General features: G+C 49.4%; 13 protein-coding genes and 1 pseudogene. 5 read left to right on the forward strand and 9 right to left on the reverse strand.

Features of this window, described 5'->3' with window-relative positions:
- Positions 1 to 112: 112 nt before the first annotated feature.
- The 3 genes from P3T48_RS02895 to P3T48_RS02905 all read left to right on the forward strand — a co-directional run bounded on the left by P3T48_RS02895 (position 113) and on the right by P3T48_RS02905 (position 4,050).
- Positions 113 to 1,933, forward strand: a complete 1,821-nt coding sequence (locus P3T48_RS02895) for a hypothetical protein (protein WP_276505562.1) — start codon at positions 113 to 115, stop codon at positions 1,931 to 1,933.
- 65 nt (positions 1,934 to 1,998) lie between these two features.
- Positions 1,999 to 2,232, forward strand: a complete 234-nt coding sequence (locus P3T48_RS02900; RefSeq protein ID WP_276505564.1) for a hypothetical protein — start codon at positions 1,999 to 2,001, stop codon at positions 2,230 to 2,232.
- 237 nt (positions 2,233 to 2,469) lie between these two features.
- Positions 2,470 to 4,050, forward strand: a complete 1,581-nt coding sequence (locus P3T48_RS02905) for an L-lactate permease (RefSeq protein ID WP_276505565.1) — start codon at positions 2,470 to 2,472, stop codon at positions 4,048 to 4,050.
- Positions 4,051 to 4,221: 171 nt separating this feature from the next.
- Here P3T48_RS02905 and P3T48_RS02910 read toward each other — a convergent pair whose 3' ends face one another.
- The 5 genes and pseudogenes from P3T48_RS02910 to P3T48_RS02930 all read right to left on the reverse strand — a co-directional run bounded on the left by P3T48_RS02910 (position 4,222) and on the right by P3T48_RS02930 (position 9,778).
- Entirely contained in the window at positions 4,222 to 6,090 is a 1,869-nt protein-coding gene (locus tag P3T48_RS02910; protein WP_276505566.1) for a VapE domain-containing protein, read from the reverse strand.
- 209 nt (positions 6,091 to 6,299) lie between these two features.
- Complete coding sequence (locus P3T48_RS02915) at positions 6,300 to 6,755, reverse strand: DUF6078 family protein (RefSeq protein ID WP_276505567.1); 456 nt, start codon at positions 6,753 to 6,755, stop codon at positions 6,300 to 6,302.
- A 354-nt stretch (positions 6,756 to 7,109) separates the two neighbouring features.
- A pseudogene (locus tag P3T48_RS02920) lies at positions 7,110 to 7,358 on the reverse strand (ATP-binding protein); the annotation flags it as partial.
- Positions 7,351 to 8,625, reverse strand: a complete 1,275-nt coding sequence (locus tag P3T48_RS02925; protein ID WP_276505568.1) for an ATP-binding protein — start codon at positions 8,623 to 8,625, stop codon at positions 7,351 to 7,353. The gene P3T48_RS02925 and the pseudogene P3T48_RS02920, both read right to left, overlap by 8 nt.
- Positions 8,626 to 8,833: 208 nt before the next feature.
- A complete protein-coding gene (locus P3T48_RS02930; RefSeq protein ID WP_276505569.1) occupies positions 8,834 to 9,778 on the reverse strand; it encodes a DMT family transporter in 945 nt (314 codons plus the stop codon).
- Between the two features lie 106 nt (positions 9,779 to 9,884).
- Here P3T48_RS02930 and P3T48_RS02935 point away from each other — a divergent pair, with 106 nt between their 5' ends.
- Positions 9,885 to 10,703, forward strand: coding sequence for an AAA family ATPase (locus tag P3T48_RS02935; protein ID WP_022251258.1), 819 nt, complete (start codon positions 9,885 to 9,887; stop codon positions 10,701 to 10,703).
- A 40-nt stretch (positions 10,704 to 10,743) separates the two neighbouring features.
- A complete protein-coding gene (locus P3T48_RS02940; protein WP_276505570.1) occupies positions 10,744 to 11,745 on the forward strand; it encodes a DUF4435 domain-containing protein in 1,002 nt (333 codons plus the stop codon).
- Positions 11,746 to 11,876: 131 nt separating this feature from the next.
- Here the strand turns inward: P3T48_RS02940 and P3T48_RS02945 are convergent, their stop codons facing one another.
- The 4 genes from P3T48_RS02945 to dxs all read right to left on the reverse strand — a co-directional run bounded on the left by P3T48_RS02945 (position 11,877) and on the right by dxs (position 17,842).
- Complete coding sequence (locus P3T48_RS02945; protein ID WP_276505571.1) at positions 11,877 to 12,839, reverse strand: type I phosphomannose isomerase catalytic subunit; 963 nt, start codon at positions 12,837 to 12,839, stop codon at positions 11,877 to 11,879.
- Between the two features lie 237 nt (positions 12,840 to 13,076).
- Positions 13,077 to 14,534, reverse strand: coding sequence for a TrkH family potassium uptake protein (locus tag P3T48_RS02950; RefSeq protein WP_158462431.1), 1,458 nt, complete (start codon positions 14,532 to 14,534; stop codon positions 13,077 to 13,079).
- 69 nt (positions 14,535 to 14,603) lie between these two features.
- Positions 14,604 to 15,947, reverse strand: coding sequence for a Trk system potassium transporter TrkA (trkA, locus tag P3T48_RS02955; protein ID WP_276505572.1), 1,344 nt, complete (start codon positions 15,945 to 15,947; stop codon positions 14,604 to 14,606).
- The gene (gene dxs, locus P3T48_RS02960; protein ID WP_276505573.1) at positions 15,944 to 17,842 is read right to left on the reverse strand and encodes a 1-deoxy-D-xylulose-5-phosphate synthase; all 1,899 of its coding nucleotides are present in this window, start codon (positions 17,840 to 17,842) and stop codon (positions 15,944 to 15,946) included. Before dxs ends, trkA begins: the two co-directional genes overlap by 4 nt.
- Positions 17,843 to 17,845 lie beyond the last annotated feature (3 nt).

Raw genomic sequence — 17,845 nt, forward strand, 5'->3', positions numbered from 1 at the left:
ACTAATTTTGCCCCTGTGAAAGAAGATATACGTTTAAAACGTTCATCTGGGAAAAGGTAATTCGCAAGAACAAAAAATATACTCAAAATAATCCACTAAAACTGTAAGTAAAATGAAACGTTTAATTCTATCTCGATTATGGATGTTGATTGGTATCATCATCCTCACCACAGGACAGGCTTGGGCTCAAACGGCAAGTGGTTCGACAACAACGCAGAAGGTTTTTACCTCGATTAAAGAATTGCGCGATGGTGCTCAGTCAAATAATCAGAAACATCAAGATGTGGTCATACAGTTTGATGCAAAAAATCCTGCTATCGTAGTGGCTGTGATGAAACATGCAGACCCAGACATCAAAAATGAAAAATTCATCAACTCATTTTTTATTGTCGATAATAGTAAATATGGCTTATGGGTTTCACCTTATAATATAGATAAGGGATTCTCGTTGCCTTCTGATTTGGCTGTTGGTAGCAAAATCACAGGTTCGATCATAGGTGATTATAATGAGGGTGAGAGCGGAATGGTGTATTTCGGTGCCATACATGAAACGAAGGATATCGATGGGACTACTTACAAGACTTCTCTTACTGTAGACCATTCAGGCGAGGCAAGTGCAGATGGAACAAAGCCGGCAGTTTATCCTTTTACTGAAGTCAAAGATGTGTATACAATTGCAAATAATAATCCTGACGATGGAAATACGGCAACAGCTTCGTATGGTAAGTATTTGAATACGATTATCAGAGTACCAGGAACCATCAAGAAGGCAAGTGATAATGAAAATAATACGGAGTTTTATTTGGTACAGGATGAAAATACTGGTACAAGTGAAGCTGATATGAATAATCGTATTTATTTCAATAGTTCGCAGTTGGATGGCATCAATCTTGATGACTATGTAGGAACCAGCGGAACCTTCGAGGGCATATTGGTGAAGCGCAATAAAAGCGAGTCTAAACTCATTGTACTGAAAGGCGATTTCTTTAAGGTAAACAAAATTTATCTTGATGAGAATGATGCTGAGGGTCGTGTAGAATACTTGGTACAACAGGGCGCTCTTCAAGATAAGGTGGATGTCTATGTGCATCGTACAAAACTGGTTAACAATGCTGGTGCATGGAATACGATCTGTCTGCCTTTCGACTTGACAAAAGAAGAATTTAAGACGGCTTTCGGCTGTGAACTTACTGCTCTTGCCAAACCTACGACAACAAGCGAAGAGACTGATCATCAGTGGGTTGGACAGGTGAGCGATAAAGGTGTACTTGCCTTTACCAAACTGCCAGATACTGAGCTTGCTATTAAGGCTGGTGTGCCTTATCTGATGCAGGCATCAGGCACACAGACAGCTTGTTTAACGACCATTCCAGGTGCAGAGAACATGGAGCCAGAAACTCTTATGAGTAAAGAGTCAACTTATTATGCCCATATTGGAGAAAAACTCATTTCCGTGGTGCCTCCTTATGAGGTGAAGGCTTCGTATAACGACAACATTGTGAACGGCGATTTCTATTATCTTGGACTGTATGGTCGTAAGAAGTATACTGAGGATGCGGATGGTAAACTTACGAGAACCCTTATTGCCGATAACGGCAGCCAGAAGTATCAGTACATCAGCACAGCTGCTGGCAACTATCTGAAATATCTGCCTAAAGATTCTCCTCTTCAGTTCAACGGCATGCGTGCTTATTTCTATTTCCCCAACTGGAGCAAGGACAACAACAACGCAGCACAGGCTGCAAGCAAGAACAATAACACCAACGCCAAGATTCATGTGGCAGTGATGGCAGCTTCGACAACAGGCATCAGCAACATTTCGGCAGCGGAAGCCTCTAAGCAAGCCGAGGTTTACAACCTGAGCGGACAGCGTGTGGATGCTTCTTACAAGGGCATCGTGGTGCGCAACGGCAGAAAATATCTCCGTAAGTAAGAGTGTGCCGAGAATGCACATGAAGAGAAAGTGATGTAAAAATAATAGTAAAAGGAGAAAAGAAAATGAAAAAGATATACAACAAGCCAACTATGATATTGGTGAAGATGGAAACAGAACATTTCATAGCCGCATCGCCTGGCGTTTATGACCAGAATCAAGTTCGTACAGACGGGAGTGGAAGTACTGGCACTAATGTGGGTGGAACTTCATCAGAAGGAGGAAGTGAAGATAACGGCAACGGCAGTGTTGCCGATATGGCAAAACCCTACAACCCCTGGACAGCATGGGATGAATAGAAGAGGGAATAACCCCTAAAACGAAGCCGGCTTCTATGGCAATCGAAAGTACTTTCAATCAACAATGAAAGTACTTGCGTTGCCACATGAAGCCGGCTTCGTTTTTTCTGCATGTTTTCTTTCATCAGACTTCATATGTTGGGGCATAATTGTTGCCTTAAAAATACTTATTTCTTTATACTATTCTCAAAGAAAATTGTTATATTTGCAGGCAAAAACATAAAATCTGAATAACTTATGGCATCTATTATTTCTATTGTACCCATTGTGTTACTCTTCGTCTTGATGCTCGGCTTCAAGATGGCAGGACATAAGAGCGCCTTGTTGACACTCGTAGTAACTGTATTGCTGGCTCTTTTCGCCGCCTCTCCACTGGGGATGATAGCCCCGGAACATGCGGGGGACAGCATCCTCGCCCTGACGGGATGGGCTGTGGTGGAAGGTCTGCTGAAGGCGGTGTTCCCGATCCTCATCATCATCCTGATGGCTATCTATAGCTATAATATATTGGTGGAAAGCAAGCAGATTGAGGTTATCAAGAAACAATTCACTTCGATTACCGACGATAAGGGATTGCTCGTGCTGCTGCTCGTCTGGGGATTCGGCGGATTGCTCGAAGGCATGGCTGGCTTCGGAACGGCGGTGGCGATTCCTGCCGCCATCCTCATCGGACTGGGATTCAAACCCATGTTCTCGGCTCTGGTGTCCTTGGTCGGCAACACGGTGGCAACGGGATTTGGTGCCGTCGGTGTCCCTGTCACCACGCTCTGCAATGAGGTGGCGGAAAGCGGCTCGGCATCGGTGGCGCAGATTTGCGAGACATCGGCGTTCGCCATCATACAGTTGTCTCCGCTCTTCATCATCCTGCCTTTCATCATCCTTACCCTTACCGACAGGCATAATCTCGTCAAGAACCTTGTCATATCCCTTTGGGTGGGAATGATTTCCGTGGCGGTGCAGTTCGTCTGCGGCTATTATCTCGGTTCGGAGACTCCTGCCATCATTGGCTCTATCGCCGCCATCGCTGCCATCATCGTTTATGCCAAGGTGTTTGCGAGAAAGAGCAAGGTGCAGAAACAGGAGACCTTCACTTTCTCCGAGAGCTTCAAGGCGTGGAGCGTTTACCTCTTTATATTGGTGTTTATCTTGGTGTCGGGTGCGCTCTGTCCTCCAGTCAATGCCTTCCTGAAGACGCATTTGGTGAGTGCTGTTCATCTGCCGGTGTTGGGCAGTACCTTTAAGTTCGGTTGGATTTCGAATGCAGGGTTGATGCTCTTCCTGGGTGCTACGATCGGTGGATTGGTACAGGGGTTGAATTTCAAGCGACTGATGGTCATCTTGGCCCGAACCACGGTGAACTTGCGCAAGACGGTGGTTACCATCTGTTCGCTGATAGCCTTGGCGAGTGTGATGAACTATTCGGGTATGATAACTTCCATCGCCTCGGGCTTGGTGGCTGTGACGGGTGATTTCTATCCATTGGTAGCTCCGATGATTGGTGCCATCGGTACCTTCGTAACGGGTTCTGATACTTCATCCAATATTCTCTTCGCCAAGCTCCAGGCTCATGTTGCCAACCAGCTCGGCATGACGGGCACTGATACTTTCTTCGGGGTGGAGGGAAGTCAAAGCAACTGGCTTGTTGCCGCCAATACCACAGGTGCCACGGGTGGAAAGATGATCAGTCCGCAGAGCATCGCCATCGCCACTGCCTCATGCGACATGGAGGGTAAGGACGGCGAGATCCTCCGTTCCGCCATCCCATACGCCTTGTTGTATATCGTACTGGGTGGACTTATGGTTTACTTAGGATGCTGATCTCTTGCCCGTAAATGTTTTTTTTTGAAAGAAAAGTGTCAAAGTATCATTCTTGACTTTGAAACTTTTTGTAATACATTGATAGATAGATATATATAATAAATGAGACTTTTCGGATTTTGTTCCGAAAAGTCTCATAAAAGTATCATGGAAGTCTCATTTTAGGCTGCTTTATCTTTTCTTTACCAGATATTTCATTCCATCGGCGAAACGCTTGTGGTTCAGTTGCGTCATGTTAGCCAATTTTCGTCCGAATCCCATCAAGCTGTTTACTTTCAGCGACGAACCTATCTGCTTTTTCAGAAAGTCGAAAATCTCGGCGGCCGTCATGTACTCACCTTCCTTCTCGTCGTCGGCAGGTTCGAAGTAGAGACGGAAATACTGGTCTATCGGCTGAACCACCTCAAACTGGCAGTTGCTCTGCATGATGAGCTTCACCTGCTCGGCGTCGAAATAACACTTCTCGCCATTGCCCAACGCCACAAGTGCCTGGGCGAAAAGCTGCTGGTGGTTGGGGCGGACACTCACGTCGATGGGGCCTGTCAACTCGATGCCGATGAAACGGCGGTTGCCGGATGGGTCGGTGAGGATGTCGTTCATGTTGCTCGTGGCGATGAAGGAGGCGAGGCGTGGAAACTCCATGACGTGACTTCCGTACGGCGGCTTGTATTTCAGCGTAGGTAACTGGATAAGATTCTTCAGAAAACCCTGTTGCACCTGTGGTGAAATCTGGTTGAACTCGTCAAGATTGATGAGCATGAACTGTGCCATCGCCTGGTACACCTGTCGTTTCTCCGAGAGAATCAGGTTGTCGCTGTAACCCCATTGCAGTTCGGGCGGCAAGAGGCGGCGGCAGAATGTGCTCTTGTTGAAGCCCTGTTTGGAGATGAGGAGCGGAGCCACCGAGTTGCCGTACTGGCGATGCGTGTATCCACGCCATTGGTCCACCATGCCGAGAAACCACGTGTAAAACCAGTCTGCCCAGTATGGATTGTTGGTGGGCACGGTGCGGGCCAAGGCACGGATGTGGTCCTTGCCGTCCCACTTGTTGTGGCACAGATAGAGATACTCTTCTATCGGATTGTAATTCTTGATGTAGTCCGACTCCAGAAAATTCCTCATGTCCTTGATGCTCACCCTTAGTCCAGCCAACTGTACTTCGAGCGTCATTCTTTTCATCACCCTCGGCTCCACGGGTCGGTATCCGTACCATCCTTTCTCCTTCGGCTGGTATTCCACGTATTTCATTACCGAGTTGTATCTGAAATTGTATTGGTTTCTCAACAGCAGCATCATGCTTGCTATGTCGTTTTTCTCGTCCTTGCAGTCCATGTCCTCGTTTCTTGCCTTTCCTTTCGCTTCGGGATCGGCTTGCTGGTCGGTGTCTTCCGTGCGGTAATGACAGTCTATCCTCATCGCCACCGCCTTGGCATTGTAATAAGGGTGGGCATCCAGCGTCATCATGAAACTGTTGTGCAGCGAAGGCTCGTTCGACATGGTAGAGGAAGCCTCGACGGAAGCAACTTGGGCGCCGATGGTGAGCGATGCCTTGACCACGGCTTGGTAGATGGGATGGATCTGTTGGTAGGCGATGCGATAGAGCTGCTCCGCCTCAGGCTCGGAAGTAGGCAGCTTGTCGTTCTGGTTGGTGAATTTTACCAGCACGATGACGCTCTTTCCGTCGGCACTTTCCAGTGCGGCAAAGGTGGAGGGCAGGATGGCGACCGAACGCTTCACGCCTTCCGTGCCATCGGGGTCGGTGATGTTGCTGAACTTGAGGAGCAGGATGCCATTACAAACCTTCATCTTCAGATTGCTGTTCTCGTCCTTCGCAAACTCGGCGGCAGGATAGATGTGCATCCATGTAGGCATGTCCTTGTAGAAACGGTAGTCTTCGTCGATGTAGGCGGCGTAGTCTCTGAATCGGGTTACGCTCTGCTTGCTGTCGTCCTTGGCGATGAGCTCCAGTAGTTTCTCCATCGTCTTTGTGCTGACGAGGAGTTGCTTCTTATTGTCGTTGTGTACGATTGTAATCTTCATGATGTTTTTTTTGAAAGCTTGTTGGAAAATGAAAGTATAGTGCCCAAAAGCGGGCTTCCCGTTTGGGCACTTGTTGCCCACTGTGTTGGCAGTGTGTGCCCGAGGCTTGTTCAGTCGATGCCCGAGGCTTGTTCAGTCGATGCCCGTCCATCGGTCCGTAAGGGAACATGTGGTGGGCACGGAGAAACCATGGGTGGCAGGATTCTTCATCATATACTCGTGAAGTCGATTTCCTCGGCGAAGTATTCGAAATCCACATCCTTGTAACCGAAGCGAGCGAAGAGTTGCTTGATGTGTTCCTGCTGTTCGGGCACGAGTTTCTGTTGTCCCAGTTTATATCGGTAGTACTGTCCCTTGCTGCCGAGGTAGCTTCTCATCTCAGAGCGGAGCAGGGGAGCGTCCTTCACCTTCACCTCGGCAAAGAGCTTGTCGAATCCCCAGGCCATTTTCACGATACGCAGTGGGGCGAAGAACTCGCATTTTCCGTCTTTCAAGGCATTGGGGAAGATGGCATGGCCCCGCTTGATGTCGTCGTTCTTGTAGAGCGAGGCGAGATAGTGGATACAGTTGTTTTTCATCGGACAAAGTTCGGTGAAGCAGTAGGTGATGATGCCTGGCACCTCGCCATACTCAAAAGCTTTTCTCAGCAGTTCTTTTTCGTCCATGTGTTATTGGGTATTAAGTTAATAATTGATTATCTTAATAACGTGGAAAATGGCAAAATGTTGCATCGAAAATGATATTTTTTCGCCAAAAATGCGACTTTTATGATACTTCTATGATACTTCTCATCATATTTCACGAAAAGTCTCATTACTGGCAACTGCTAATATATCAATTAGATATAACGATGCTGAACATCAAAAATGATACTTTGATACATTTTTATAAAAAATAAATTATACGTACGTGTGGGCACGAACCATAATTAATTAAGCCGTCCTCATCTACTGGTAATTGTTTTATGTTCCTTAGTCGTATACATCTAATTTCGACATCGGTTGTTGTTTTGATGCAATTTTCTTTATCTGGTCAATCTCATAGTCTGGCATAGGGAAATGTCTGCGCCATTGCTCATTGAACATTTTCTTGATACCACGGCTTACAGTATCAATCATGTTGAAATCTACCATAGCCCTACACAAACATTCATTGCGAAAATGCGTCTGAGGTTCTTCGTTCCTCAAAGCATTCTCCAAAGTGCCAGGAATGAATGTGCCAGCATTGGAATAATACAAGTAGCCTGGATTCTCTACAAAGTTAATCTTTCAGGCAGCCGATAGGCACCACATATACTCCGTCTTCTCTGCGGTAAGCATAGTCGCCGACAGCTGTGAGTACCATCATAAAAGATGGGGATTTCATCTTGGTTGTGTCTATCTTGTCAGCAAGAGCAGTTAGCGTAGAGACTCCTTTTTCGATGGCTTGTGCACCACCCAGCTTAATTTCGATGAGACCGTATGAACCGTTGCGGAGATGGAGAACGGCATCACATTCCAAGCCGTTCTTGTCGCGATAATGATAGACGTTGCCATCTATGGCATCTGCATATACACGAAGATCACGAACGCATAAGGTCTCGAAAAGTAAGCCGAAAGTCTCCAAGTCGTTGATGAGATCATCAGGACCAAGGCCTAATGCTGCCACAGCAATAGATGGATCAACGAAATATCGGGTTTCAGCCGAACGGATAGCTGTCTTGCTGCGAAGGTTCGGATTCCAGGCAGGCATGTCCTCTATGACGAAGATTTTTTTGAGCGCACCGATGTAACTCTGAACAGTCTTGTCTGCCAGCGTCTCATCATCATTTTCCATCATGTCTTGTCGTATGGCTTCGATACTGAGTTGTCCACCTTGTGAACGGGCGTATGAACGCAGAAGGAGTTTGGTTCGTTCGCTGTTTCTGCTGATTTTATCTACCCTTGAAATATCAGTCTTAACCACTGCATCGTAATAGTCGTATGCCTGTCGCAAGGCAGCTCTTGTGTTCTTGGTTGTAGCACTGGGCCATCCTCCTCTGCAGACGAGAAAGGCGATATCTTCCAGTTTCAATTTGTTGAAACCTTCTTGGTTTGCATTTCCTTTAAACAGTTCGCTGATACTTACTTCGCCTGTAGATTCTCTCGATTCCCATAATGACATAGGGCGCATGGTAATCCAAGCGAAACGTCCTGTACCCGTGTGATGTATTTTTTCAGATGATGTAGGCACGGCAGAACCAGTGAGGATAAACAAGCCTTCCTCACCTTGGGGGTCCACTTCAAATCGTATGGCATCCCAGATTTGCGGAATGATTTGCCATTCGTCAATGAGACGTGGCTTTTCTCCTTTCAGGAGCATTTTTATCTTTAAATTCGCCATTTCCAGATAGTTGTTTTGGTTGTCTGGGTCTGCCATGTATAGCACGCTTTTGGCCTTTTGTTCTGCTGTGGTTGTTTTTCCACACCATTTTGGGCCTTCTATCAATACAGCTCCAACTTCTTCTAATCTGTATTCCAATAGTTTATCTGCAATTCTTTTCTTGTATTTCTTCATGTCAATCTCTTTTATTTCTGCTGCAAATATACGATGAAATCTTGGAATTACCAAATTTGGCTGCATATTTTTACCCAATTTGGCTGTGTTTTGTTACCCAATTTGGCTGTAATTTGTTACCTAATTTGGCGAAAAAAAGACAGTCCTCATCTGAAAGGTTATATCAGATGAGGACAGTTACTGTTTTTTTTATCGACATGAAATCAGTTTACGCATGCCTTTTCTCGTAGGCCAGGCTGTGGTCGTGCTTGTCGATGTCGTGTTTCGACTTGCTCTTGATAACCAGCCAAACGCCTGAGAAGACGAGGAGGGCGGCAAGAGCCTGCGTGCCTTTGAAGACTGCCAGGCCTACGAGCATGCTGACAGAAACAGAGACCAAGGGCTGCACATAATTGTATACCGAAACCACTGTGGGGCGGAGTGTCTTCTGACCTATCATCATCAGGATGTAGCCCAGATAAGTGCCGAAGAAGATGACGTAGCCCGTTTCCCACCATGCCGATACTGGCACCTCAGCCCATGGGATGGAAGCCACATGAGAGGCGGAGAAAGGCAGGATCATGACCGATGCCCAGGTGAACATCCACTTGTTGATGGTGAAGAGCGAATACTTTCCCACCAAGGGCTTGAAGAGCGACAGATAGAGCGCAAACGACAGTTGTGCGGCCATGCAGAGTAAGTCGCCCCAGATGTTTCCCACCTTGGCATTTCCCGCCGTGGCACTTGTCATGATGATGAGCACGGCACCGCTGCAGCCTAAGAGTACGCCAGCCACCTTCTTCCAGGTGATGGGCTCGCGGAGGATGAGGAACGACAGAATCATGGCGAAGATAGGCATCGATGTAGTCATGATGCTCGAATTGCTGGGCGAGGTGATGCTCAGTCCGATGGTGTAGCAGCACTGGTTGAATACCAGTCCGAAGAGTCCTGCTCCAGCCAACTTGATGATGTCGGTTGTAGGGATATGCTCCCTGCGGGTGAAGAGTGAAGTGAGCCAGAAGAGGATGGCTCCGCCCAGAACGCGGAAAGATACCATGTCGATGCCCTCGATGCCGTGTGTCATGGCATCCTTGCCTACAGGTGCCATCAGTCCCCAGAATGCGCCCGATCCAAAGAGACACAAGTGGGCTAAAAGTGGTTTGTTGTTACCCATTTTACCTTATTTAATATAAAAAATCGGTGCAAAGGTACAAAATTTCGGTTAAAATGATTATATTTGCCCTAAGTTTTAGAGTTAAAGTAGATAAAAGTATAAACCTATGCAGAAATATGCCGATTATATCAAGCAGATAGAGATAGACTCTCTATGGAGTGGTACCAAGCACATACTTTGGAACCTCGACCGCAGGGTGAACATCCTGAGCGGTGTGAACGGAGTGGGAAAGAGCACCATTCTCAACAAGGTAGTGAAAGGCCTGAGTGCCGGGGGCGAGTTTCCAAGCCATCTGCTCAAGGGTGTTCATCTGAAGGTGGAGCCCGAGGAGGCTAAGTGGATTCGGTTTGATGTGATTCGTTCGGTCGACCGTCCGCTGCTCAACTCTGAGATGATCAGCAAGGTGGATCTTACGCTTGTCACCGAGCTCGACTGGCAGCTCTTCCAGTTGCAGCGCAAGTATCTCGACTATCAGGTGAACATCGGCAACCGTATCATTGCCGTGCTGCAGAGTGGTGAACCCGATGCTGCCCAGAAGGCTCAGGCGCTCAGCGAGCCTAAGAGGATGTTTCAGGACATCGTGGACGACCTGTTTCGTGAGACGGGCAAGACCATCATCCGCACTGCCAACGAGATCAAGTTCAACCAGATCGGCGAGGTGCTGCAGCCTTATCAGCTGTCGGCAGGCGAGAAGCAGATGCTTGCCATTCTGCTCACTGTGCTGGTGGAAGACAATCAGTCCTATGTGCTCTTCATGGACGAGCCTGAGATCAGTCTGCACTTTGAATGGCAGAAGCAGCTTATCTCCTTGGTGCTGAAGTTGAACCCCAACATTCAGATTATCATGACAACCCACAGTCCTGCTGTGGTCATGGACGGCTGGACCGACCGTGTGACTGAGGTGAACGACATAACGATTAAGTGATGTTTTAGTGTTTAATGTTTAGTGTTTAATTGTTCTGCTTATGGCTAAACGTTTAACCGATAATATCAATTCGCAATACTTCGAGGCCATCAACAAGATGACTCCGAAGAAAGCCCGGCGCAGAATAGTAGTCTACGTCGAGAGCTACGACGATGTGTTCTTCTGGCGCTCGGTGCTTGGCCGTTATGAGGACGACAAACTAACTTTTGATATCATGCTGCCTTCGCGCAACCAGCATCTCGACAGGGGCAAGAAGGCTGCCATCTCCAATATGCTCAAGGGCGTGGGCAGAGACATGATAGCCTGTGTGGATGCCGACTACGACTATATTCTGCAAGGCGCCACGGAGATGTCGAGACAGATGTTGGAGAATCCCTACATCTTTCATACTTATGCCTACGCGATAGAAAACTTCCAGTGTTATGCCAAGGGACTGCACGAGACCTGTGTGATGGTGACGCTCAACGACCATCGCATTTTCAACTTTGAGCGCTTCCTGCAGTCTTATTCCCAAACCATCTGGCCTCTCTTTGTATGGCATGTTGTCTTTCTGCAGCGCCGCAAGATGACGATGCACTTCGATATGTGCGAGTTCAACAAGGTGGTGGTGCTTCCCTCAGTACGCATTCAGAATCCGAAGTGGGCGATAGAGTATCTGAGCAAGAAGGTGAGGGCGAAGATGTTCCAGCTGGAGCGCCGTTTCCCCAAACTCAAGGATGCCTTGCCTGAGACGGAGCGGATGTTGCGCGACTTGGGAATCAACGACAACAATACTTATCTTTACATCCAGGGTCATCATCTTTTCGACCTGGTAGTGAGTCCGGTGGTGCAGACGGTGTGCGACATTCTGCGCAATGAGCAGGAGAACGACATCCGCGACCGTGCTGTTCACAGCGAACAGGCACGCACCGAAATAGCTTGCTACGAGAACAGCCTCGGCAAGGTGAAGATGATGATGAAGAAAAATACCTACTATCAGTTCTCTCCGGAATTCCAGAAGATTCTGGCGGACGTGGAAAGATATTTGGAAAAGGATTTTTAAAGGTAAAAAGGTAAAAAAGTAAAAGGGTAAAAAGGATTTTTAAAGGTAAAAAAGTAAATACTTTATCAGCAAGAAGGCTCTTTTTACCTTTTTACTTTTTTACCTTTAGAAATCCTTTTTACCGTTAAAAATTATACGTATGTCTCGAGGAACTTCAATGTTCCATCTACCTTCAACGTCTGGGTGGAGGCTGGAACCACGATGCTTTCGCCGCCCTGCAGGGTGATGGTGTTGCCCTCGTTGTCGGTGATGGTGGCTTGGCCCTTCAGGCCGATGAGAATCACGAAACTGTCGAGCTCAGAGTAATCGAGTGTCATAGGTTCGTCGAGATCGTAGACAGCGGTGCAAAAATAAGGGCAGCGCACGATGCTGACACCCTGATTCTTCACAGGTTTGTATTCCTGTCGATAATTGGACAGCACGGTGTAGTCGATGCACTCGGCAGCTTCCTTGGTGTGCAGCTGTCGGTAGTTGCCGTCCTTGTCCTTGCGCTTGAAGTCGTAGATGCGGTAAGTCACGTCGCTGGTTTGCTGTATCTCTGCCACGAAGCAACCCGTTCCGATGGCGTGTATTCTGCCTGCAGGGATAAAGAAGCAGTCGTCCTCCTTCACCTTGTATTGTGCCAGGGCGTCGGTGATGGTGTCGTTCTCCACCATCTTTTTGTACTCTTCGGGTGTGATCTTCATTTTCAGACCGTTGTATAGCTTGGCCTCGGGCTCGCATGGCAGGGCGTACCACATCTCTGTCTTTCCGCGCTCCTTGCCTTGCTTGTGCGCTATCTCGTCGTTGGGGTGCACCTGAATGGAGAGGTCGGTGTTGGCGTCGATAAACTTGATGAGCAGCGGAAACTCATTGCCGAATCGCTGATAGTTCTCCTTGCCTAAGAAGCTGTCTTTCAGTTCGGCGACTACCTCGTTGAGGCTTTTGCCTTTCATCTCGCCGTCAGCCACGATGCTCTCGTTGCCAGGCACACCAGAGATTTCCCAGCTCTCGCCCACCTTCTCCTGCTGCAGGTTGAGGTCTTTGAAGTTGATAATCTTGTTGCCACCCCAGATGGTGGACTTCAATAAGGGTTCAAATTTTAATGGTTTCATTGTGTCTATAATTTACTGTCAGATAGAATAAGTTTTTTACTCTTTTGCTTTTTAGCTCAACACTTGTTATAGTTTAGTATTTATTATACAAATAACGAGCAGAGTACACTTATTATTTTATGTTATGTTGATTTTATTTTTCTATTTTTCATCCTTTACATGAAACACCTTATCAGCAAGAAGGCTCTTTTTACTTTTTTACCTTTTTACTTTTTTACCGTTTTCCTTCCCCCCCCCCTAATTCTCCTTCCAGAAGGCTGGTGTGAAGATCACGAGTACGGTAAAGATTTCCAGACGGCCGATGAGCATCATGAGCGAGCAGAACCACTTGGCCAGATCGGGCAGTTCGCTCCACGACATGGTGGGTCCAATCTCTGTTCCCAAGGTCGGTCCTACGTTTCCCACGCAACTCAGCGTGATGGTGATGGCATTGGTGTTGTCGATTCCCATCGCTATCATCGTGAACGAGATGATGACGCAGATGATGAGATAGATGGTGAGGAACGCCAGCAGCGTGACGCGTTTCTGCATGGGCACGTTCACCCCATCGATCTTGAGCGGCAGCACGGCGTTGGGGTGCAATATCTGTCGGAACTCATTCTTCACCATGCGCAATAGGATGACGCCACGGATGCATTTCAGTCCTCCGCTCGTACTGCCCGAGCAGGCACCGATAAACATACACATCGACAGCACCACCCATGTGACGTGAGGCCAGAGTGCGGCATCGTCGTTGAAGAGACCAGTGGTCGTGATAAACGAAACCACCTGGAAGATGGCGCTGCGGAAGGCGTGTTCTATATCGTAGTTGCGCATCACGATGAGCTCAACCATAATGAAGATGCTGAAGACCGTGACGAGGAAGATGTAGAATCGGAACTCGGAGTTGCGGAACAGTTCCTTGATCTTAAACTTGATGACGGCGGCATAGAGCAGTGTGAAGTTGACACCCGATAGGAAACAGAAGAACGTACAGATGTATTCGAGCGATGGCGAATGGAAGAACTCGGTACTGGTGTTGTGGGTGGAGAAGCCTCCCGTTGCCGTTGTCGTCATGGCATAGTTGAAACTGTCGAAAAGTCCCATTCCCGCCACATAATACGACAGAATGCAGGCGATGGTGAGCATGAGATAGATGCTCCAAATCCACTTTGCCGATGTGGAGATACGTGGATGCAACTTGGTCTTGATAGGGCCTGTGGCTTCGGCGGCAAACACCTTGGTCTGTCCGCCTACGAGCGATGGCAGCAGGGCGATGGTGAAGAACACGATACCCAGTCCGCCTATCCACTGTGTGAGTGATCGCCAGAACAGCAGTCCGTGCGGAAAGCACTCCACGTCGTCGAGTATGGTGGCTCCGGTGGTGGTGAATCCCGACATCGTCTCGAAGTAGGCATCGGTGAAGTGGTTGATGTAGCCGCTCACCATGAAGGGCAGCGTGCCGAAGAGGCTGAAGATAATCCACGATAGCGAGACAACGAGATAGGCGTCGCGTCGCGACATGGAGTTGTCGGCTCCGTGTCCTCGCCATTTCAGGATGAGTCCTCCGCCAATGGTGGTCAGCGTTGCCACGATGAAGGCAAAGATGTCTTCCTGCTGATAGTAGACAGCTACCAGCAGACTGAGCAGCAGCAGCGAAGCCTCAATGAAGAGCAGCTGCCCCAGAACCTTGTATATCAGTTTCCAGTTGATCATTCTTTTTGTTCGAGTTTTCTCAAGTGAGGGAAATTTTAAGAAGTTAATGGAAGTTCCCATTACCTCCCATCATACAAAGTATTTTTCTATCTTCTTCATATTGATGTTGTGGCAGAATACCATGACCGAGTCGCCCGCTTCAATCTGCGTGTTGCCCGAAACGAGCATTCCCTCCTCGCCACGCACCAGTCCGCCGATGGTCACGCCGATGGGCATTCCCAGGTCCTTGACAGGCTTCTTGGTTACCTTGGATCCTTCTTTGGCGATGAACTCCGCCACGTCGGCGTTGGCATTCATGAGGAAGCGCACGTTCATCACGTCGGCATCGAGCATCATCTGATAGATGTAGCTGGCGGCAATCACCTTCTTGTTGATGATGGTTCCGATGTCGAGGCTCTCAGCCATGCTCACGTAGTCGACGTTCTCTACGGCAGCCACGGTCTTTCTCACTCCCATGCGCTTGGCAGTGAGGCATGCCAGGATATTGGTCTCTGCGTTTCCCGTCAGCGCCACGAAAGCCTGCGTGCTGCGTATTCCCTCCTCGTTGAGCAGCGGGATGTCGCGTCCGTCGCCATGGATGACGAGCGTCTTGTTCTCGTCGAGTATTTCGTTGAGGTACTCACACCGCGCCTCGTCCTTCTCGATGATTTTGCACTCCATGTATTCGGGCATTTTCTTCACGGCTCTCACGGCCGTTCGTCCTCCGCCCATAATCATCACGTTCTTCACGTCCACATAGTGCTCCTTGCCCACGATCTTTCGGATGTAGGGAATGTAGTTGCGTGTGGTCATGAAGTAAGCCAGGTCGTAGAGTTTCAGTTCGTCGTTACCGCCGGGGATGATGGTTTCGTCGCCTCGCTTGATGGCCACTACGTGGTAGGGGTCGTTGGGTCCGCTGATGTCCTTGAGCGGCTGGTTCAGTATCTCGCAGGTCTGTCGCAGCTTGATGCCGAGCATCACCAGGGCGCCGTCGTGCACGTCCCATCGCTGTCTCACCCAGCTCATCTTCAGTCCGTTGTTAATGTCGACAGCGGCGAGCATCTCTGGATATATCAGCTTGCTGATGCCCAGTCCCTGGAAGAACTCCTGTGCCTGCGGATCCATGTATTCGGGGTTGTCCACGCGTGCCACCGTTCGCTTGGCTCCCAGGTTTTTCGCCAGGATGCTGGCAGTGATATTGGTGCTCTCCAATGGCGTGACAGCGATGAAGAGGTCGGCGTCTGCCGTTCCCGCATCTCGCAATACCCTCAGGCTTGTAGGCTTTCCCACCATGGTGAGCAGGTCGCAGTCGGAGCCGATGCTTGCCAGCCGCTCCTCGCTCTCGTCGATGAGTGTTATCTCCTCGTTGCTGCGTGACAGGAGTCTCGCTAGGTGCGTTCCGATGGCGTATGCGCCAGCAATGATGATTTTCATTCTTTTATAATAGCTTCTTTGATAGATTTTTTATCCATGTGTACGATTTCTCTGAGCTGTGCTATCGTGCCGTGTTCCACAAACTCGTCGGGCAGTCCCATGCGGATGACGTGAGGATGATAGTCGTGGTCGCTCATCCATTCTATGACGGCAGAGCCGAAGCCACCCATGCGCACGCCGTCCTCGATGGTTACGATGCGGTTGAATCTGCTACCTATCTCGTGGAGCAGTTTCTCGTCGAGCGGTTTCAGGAATCGCATGTCGTAGTGGGCCACGCTCAGTCCCTCCGTCTCTTTCTCCACTTCGGCTATGGCCTCGGCAGCATCGTTTCCGATAGGTCCGAGGGTGAGCACAGCCACGTCGGTGCCTTCCTTCAGTTTTCTGCCCGTTCCGGTCACGATTTCCTGCATGGGGTTTCGCCAGTCGGTGAGCACACCGTTGCCTCTGGGGTAGCGTATCACGTAGCAACCGTGGTGGGGCAACTGGGCCGAGTACATCAGGTTGCGCAGCTCGTGCTCGTTCATAGGCGATGCGATGGTGAGGTGGGGCACAGGCCGCAGCGCCGCCAGGTCGAAGGCTCCGTGGTGTGTGGGTCCGTCCTCACCAACGAGTCCAGCCCTGTCGAGACACAGCACCACGGGCAGACTGAGCAGCGCCATGTCGTGTATGATGTTGTCGTAAGCTCGCTGTGCGAACGAGCTGTATATGTTGCAGAACGGCATGAGTCCATCCTTTGCCATTCCTGCCGAGAAGGTGACGGCGTGTCCTTCGGCTATGCCCACGTCGAACACCCTGTCGGGCATCTGCTTCATCATGATGCTCATGGAGCATCCGGTGGGCATGGCGGGCGTTACACCCACGATGTTGTGGTTCTGCTGTGCCAGTTCGAGCAGGGTGTTTCCGAAGACGTCCTGATATTTGGGCGGCTGGTTGCTGGTGTCGCTCACTAATCGCTCGCCCGTCTCGGGATCAAACTTTCCTGGTGCATGCCAGATGGTGGCGCTCTTCTCAGCAGGCTCGTAGCCCTTGCCCTTGATGGTGTGCAGGTGGAGCAACTTGGGGCCTTTCATGTCCTTGAGTTGTCGCAGCACGCGCACCACTTCGCGTATGTCGTGTCCGTCGAAGGGTCCGAAGTACCGTATGTTCATTCCCTCGAAGATGTTCTGCTGGTGGCTCAGTGCCGACTTCAGCGCGTTGTTCAGTCTCAGTATTCCCTTTCGCCTGTCATCGTTGAGGTAGCCTTTCGAGTGCAGCCATTGCGAAGCCTTGAACCTCAGTCGGTTGTAGGTGTCGTTGGTGTCGAGGTTGAGCAGGTATTTCTCCATACCTCCCACGGCCCGGTCGATACTCATATCGTTGTCGTTGAGTATGATGAGCAGGTCGTTGGGCGTGCTCGATACGTTGTTGATTCCCTCGAAGGCGAGTCCTCCGCTCATGGCTCCGTCGCCTATCACAGCCACTACGTGCCTGTCGTTCTCCCCCTTCTGCTTGGCGGCCACAGCCATGCCGAGCGCCGCCGAAATGGAGTTGCTGGCGTGCCCGCAGGCAAAGGTGTCGTATTCGCTCTCTAAGGGAGTGGGGAAGGGGCGTATGCCGTGCAGCTTTCGGTTGGTGCAGAAGGCGTCGCGCCGCCCGGTCAGTATCTTGTGGCCATAGGCTTGATGGCCCACGTCCCACACGATGCGGTCGTAGGGTGTATTATATATATAATGTAGGGCTACGGTGATTTCGACGACACCCAGCGAGGAGGCGAAATGTCCGGGGTTGACCGCCACCTCTTCGATGATGTCCTCGCGCAGTTCCCTGCAGAGTTCCGGCAGCTCGTCGATGCTCAGCTTGCGCAGGTCTTCGGGATACTTGATGTTGCTTAAAAGGCTAAACTTTTCTTTGTCCATGTC

Source organism: Segatella intestinalis (assembly GCF_029348455.1).
Taxonomy (GTDB): domain Bacteria; phylum Bacteroidota; class Bacteroidia; order Bacteroidales; family Bacteroidaceae; genus Prevotella.

What these genes read in the sequence shown, in the direction of transcription:
- P3T48_RS02895 (WP_276505562.1), top strand. Translation starts at nt 113, where the DNA reads ATGAAACGTTTAATTCTATCTCGATTATGGATGTTGATTGGTATCATC.
- P3T48_RS02900 (WP_276505564.1), top strand. Translation starts at nt 1,999, where the DNA reads ATGAAAAAGATATACAACAAGCCAACTATGATATTGGTGAAGATGGAA.
- P3T48_RS02905 (WP_276505565.1), top strand. Translation starts at nt 2,470, where the DNA reads ATGGCATCTATTATTTCTATTGTACCCATTGTGTTACTCTTCGTCTTG.
- P3T48_RS02910 (WP_276505566.1), bottom strand. Translation starts at nt 6,090, where the DNA reads ATGAAGATTACAATCGTACACAACGACAATAAGAAGCAACTCCTCGTC.
- P3T48_RS02915 (WP_276505567.1), bottom strand. Translation starts at nt 6,755, where the DNA reads ATGGACGAAAAAGAACTGCTGAGAAAAGCTTTTGAGTATGGCGAGGTG.
- P3T48_RS02925 (WP_276505568.1), bottom strand. Translation starts at nt 8,625, where the DNA reads ATGAAGAAATACAAGAAAAGAATTGCAGATAAACTATTGGAATACAGA.
- P3T48_RS02930 (WP_276505569.1), bottom strand. Translation starts at nt 9,778, where the DNA reads ATGGGTAACAACAAACCACTTTTAGCCCACTTGTGTCTCTTTGGATCG.
- P3T48_RS02935 (WP_022251258.1), top strand. Translation starts at nt 9,885, where the DNA reads ATGCAGAAATATGCCGATTATATCAAGCAGATAGAGATAGACTCTCTA.
- P3T48_RS02940 (WP_276505570.1), top strand. Translation starts at nt 10,744, where the DNA reads ATGGCTAAACGTTTAACCGATAATATCAATTCGCAATACTTCGAGGCC.
- P3T48_RS02945 (WP_276505571.1), bottom strand. Translation starts at nt 12,839, where the DNA reads ATGAAACCATTAAAATTTGAACCCTTATTGAAGTCCACCATCTGGGGT.
- P3T48_RS02950 (WP_158462431.1), bottom strand. Translation starts at nt 14,534, where the DNA reads ATGATCAACTGGAAACTGATATACAAGGTTCTGGGGCAGCTGCTCTTC.
- trkA (WP_276505572.1), bottom strand. Translation starts at nt 15,947, where the DNA reads ATGAAAATCATCATTGCTGGCGCATACGCCATCGGAACGCACCTAGCG.
- dxs (WP_276505573.1), bottom strand. Translation starts at nt 17,842, where the DNA reads ATGGACAAAGAAAAGTTTAGCCTTTTAAGCAACATCAAGTATCCCGAA.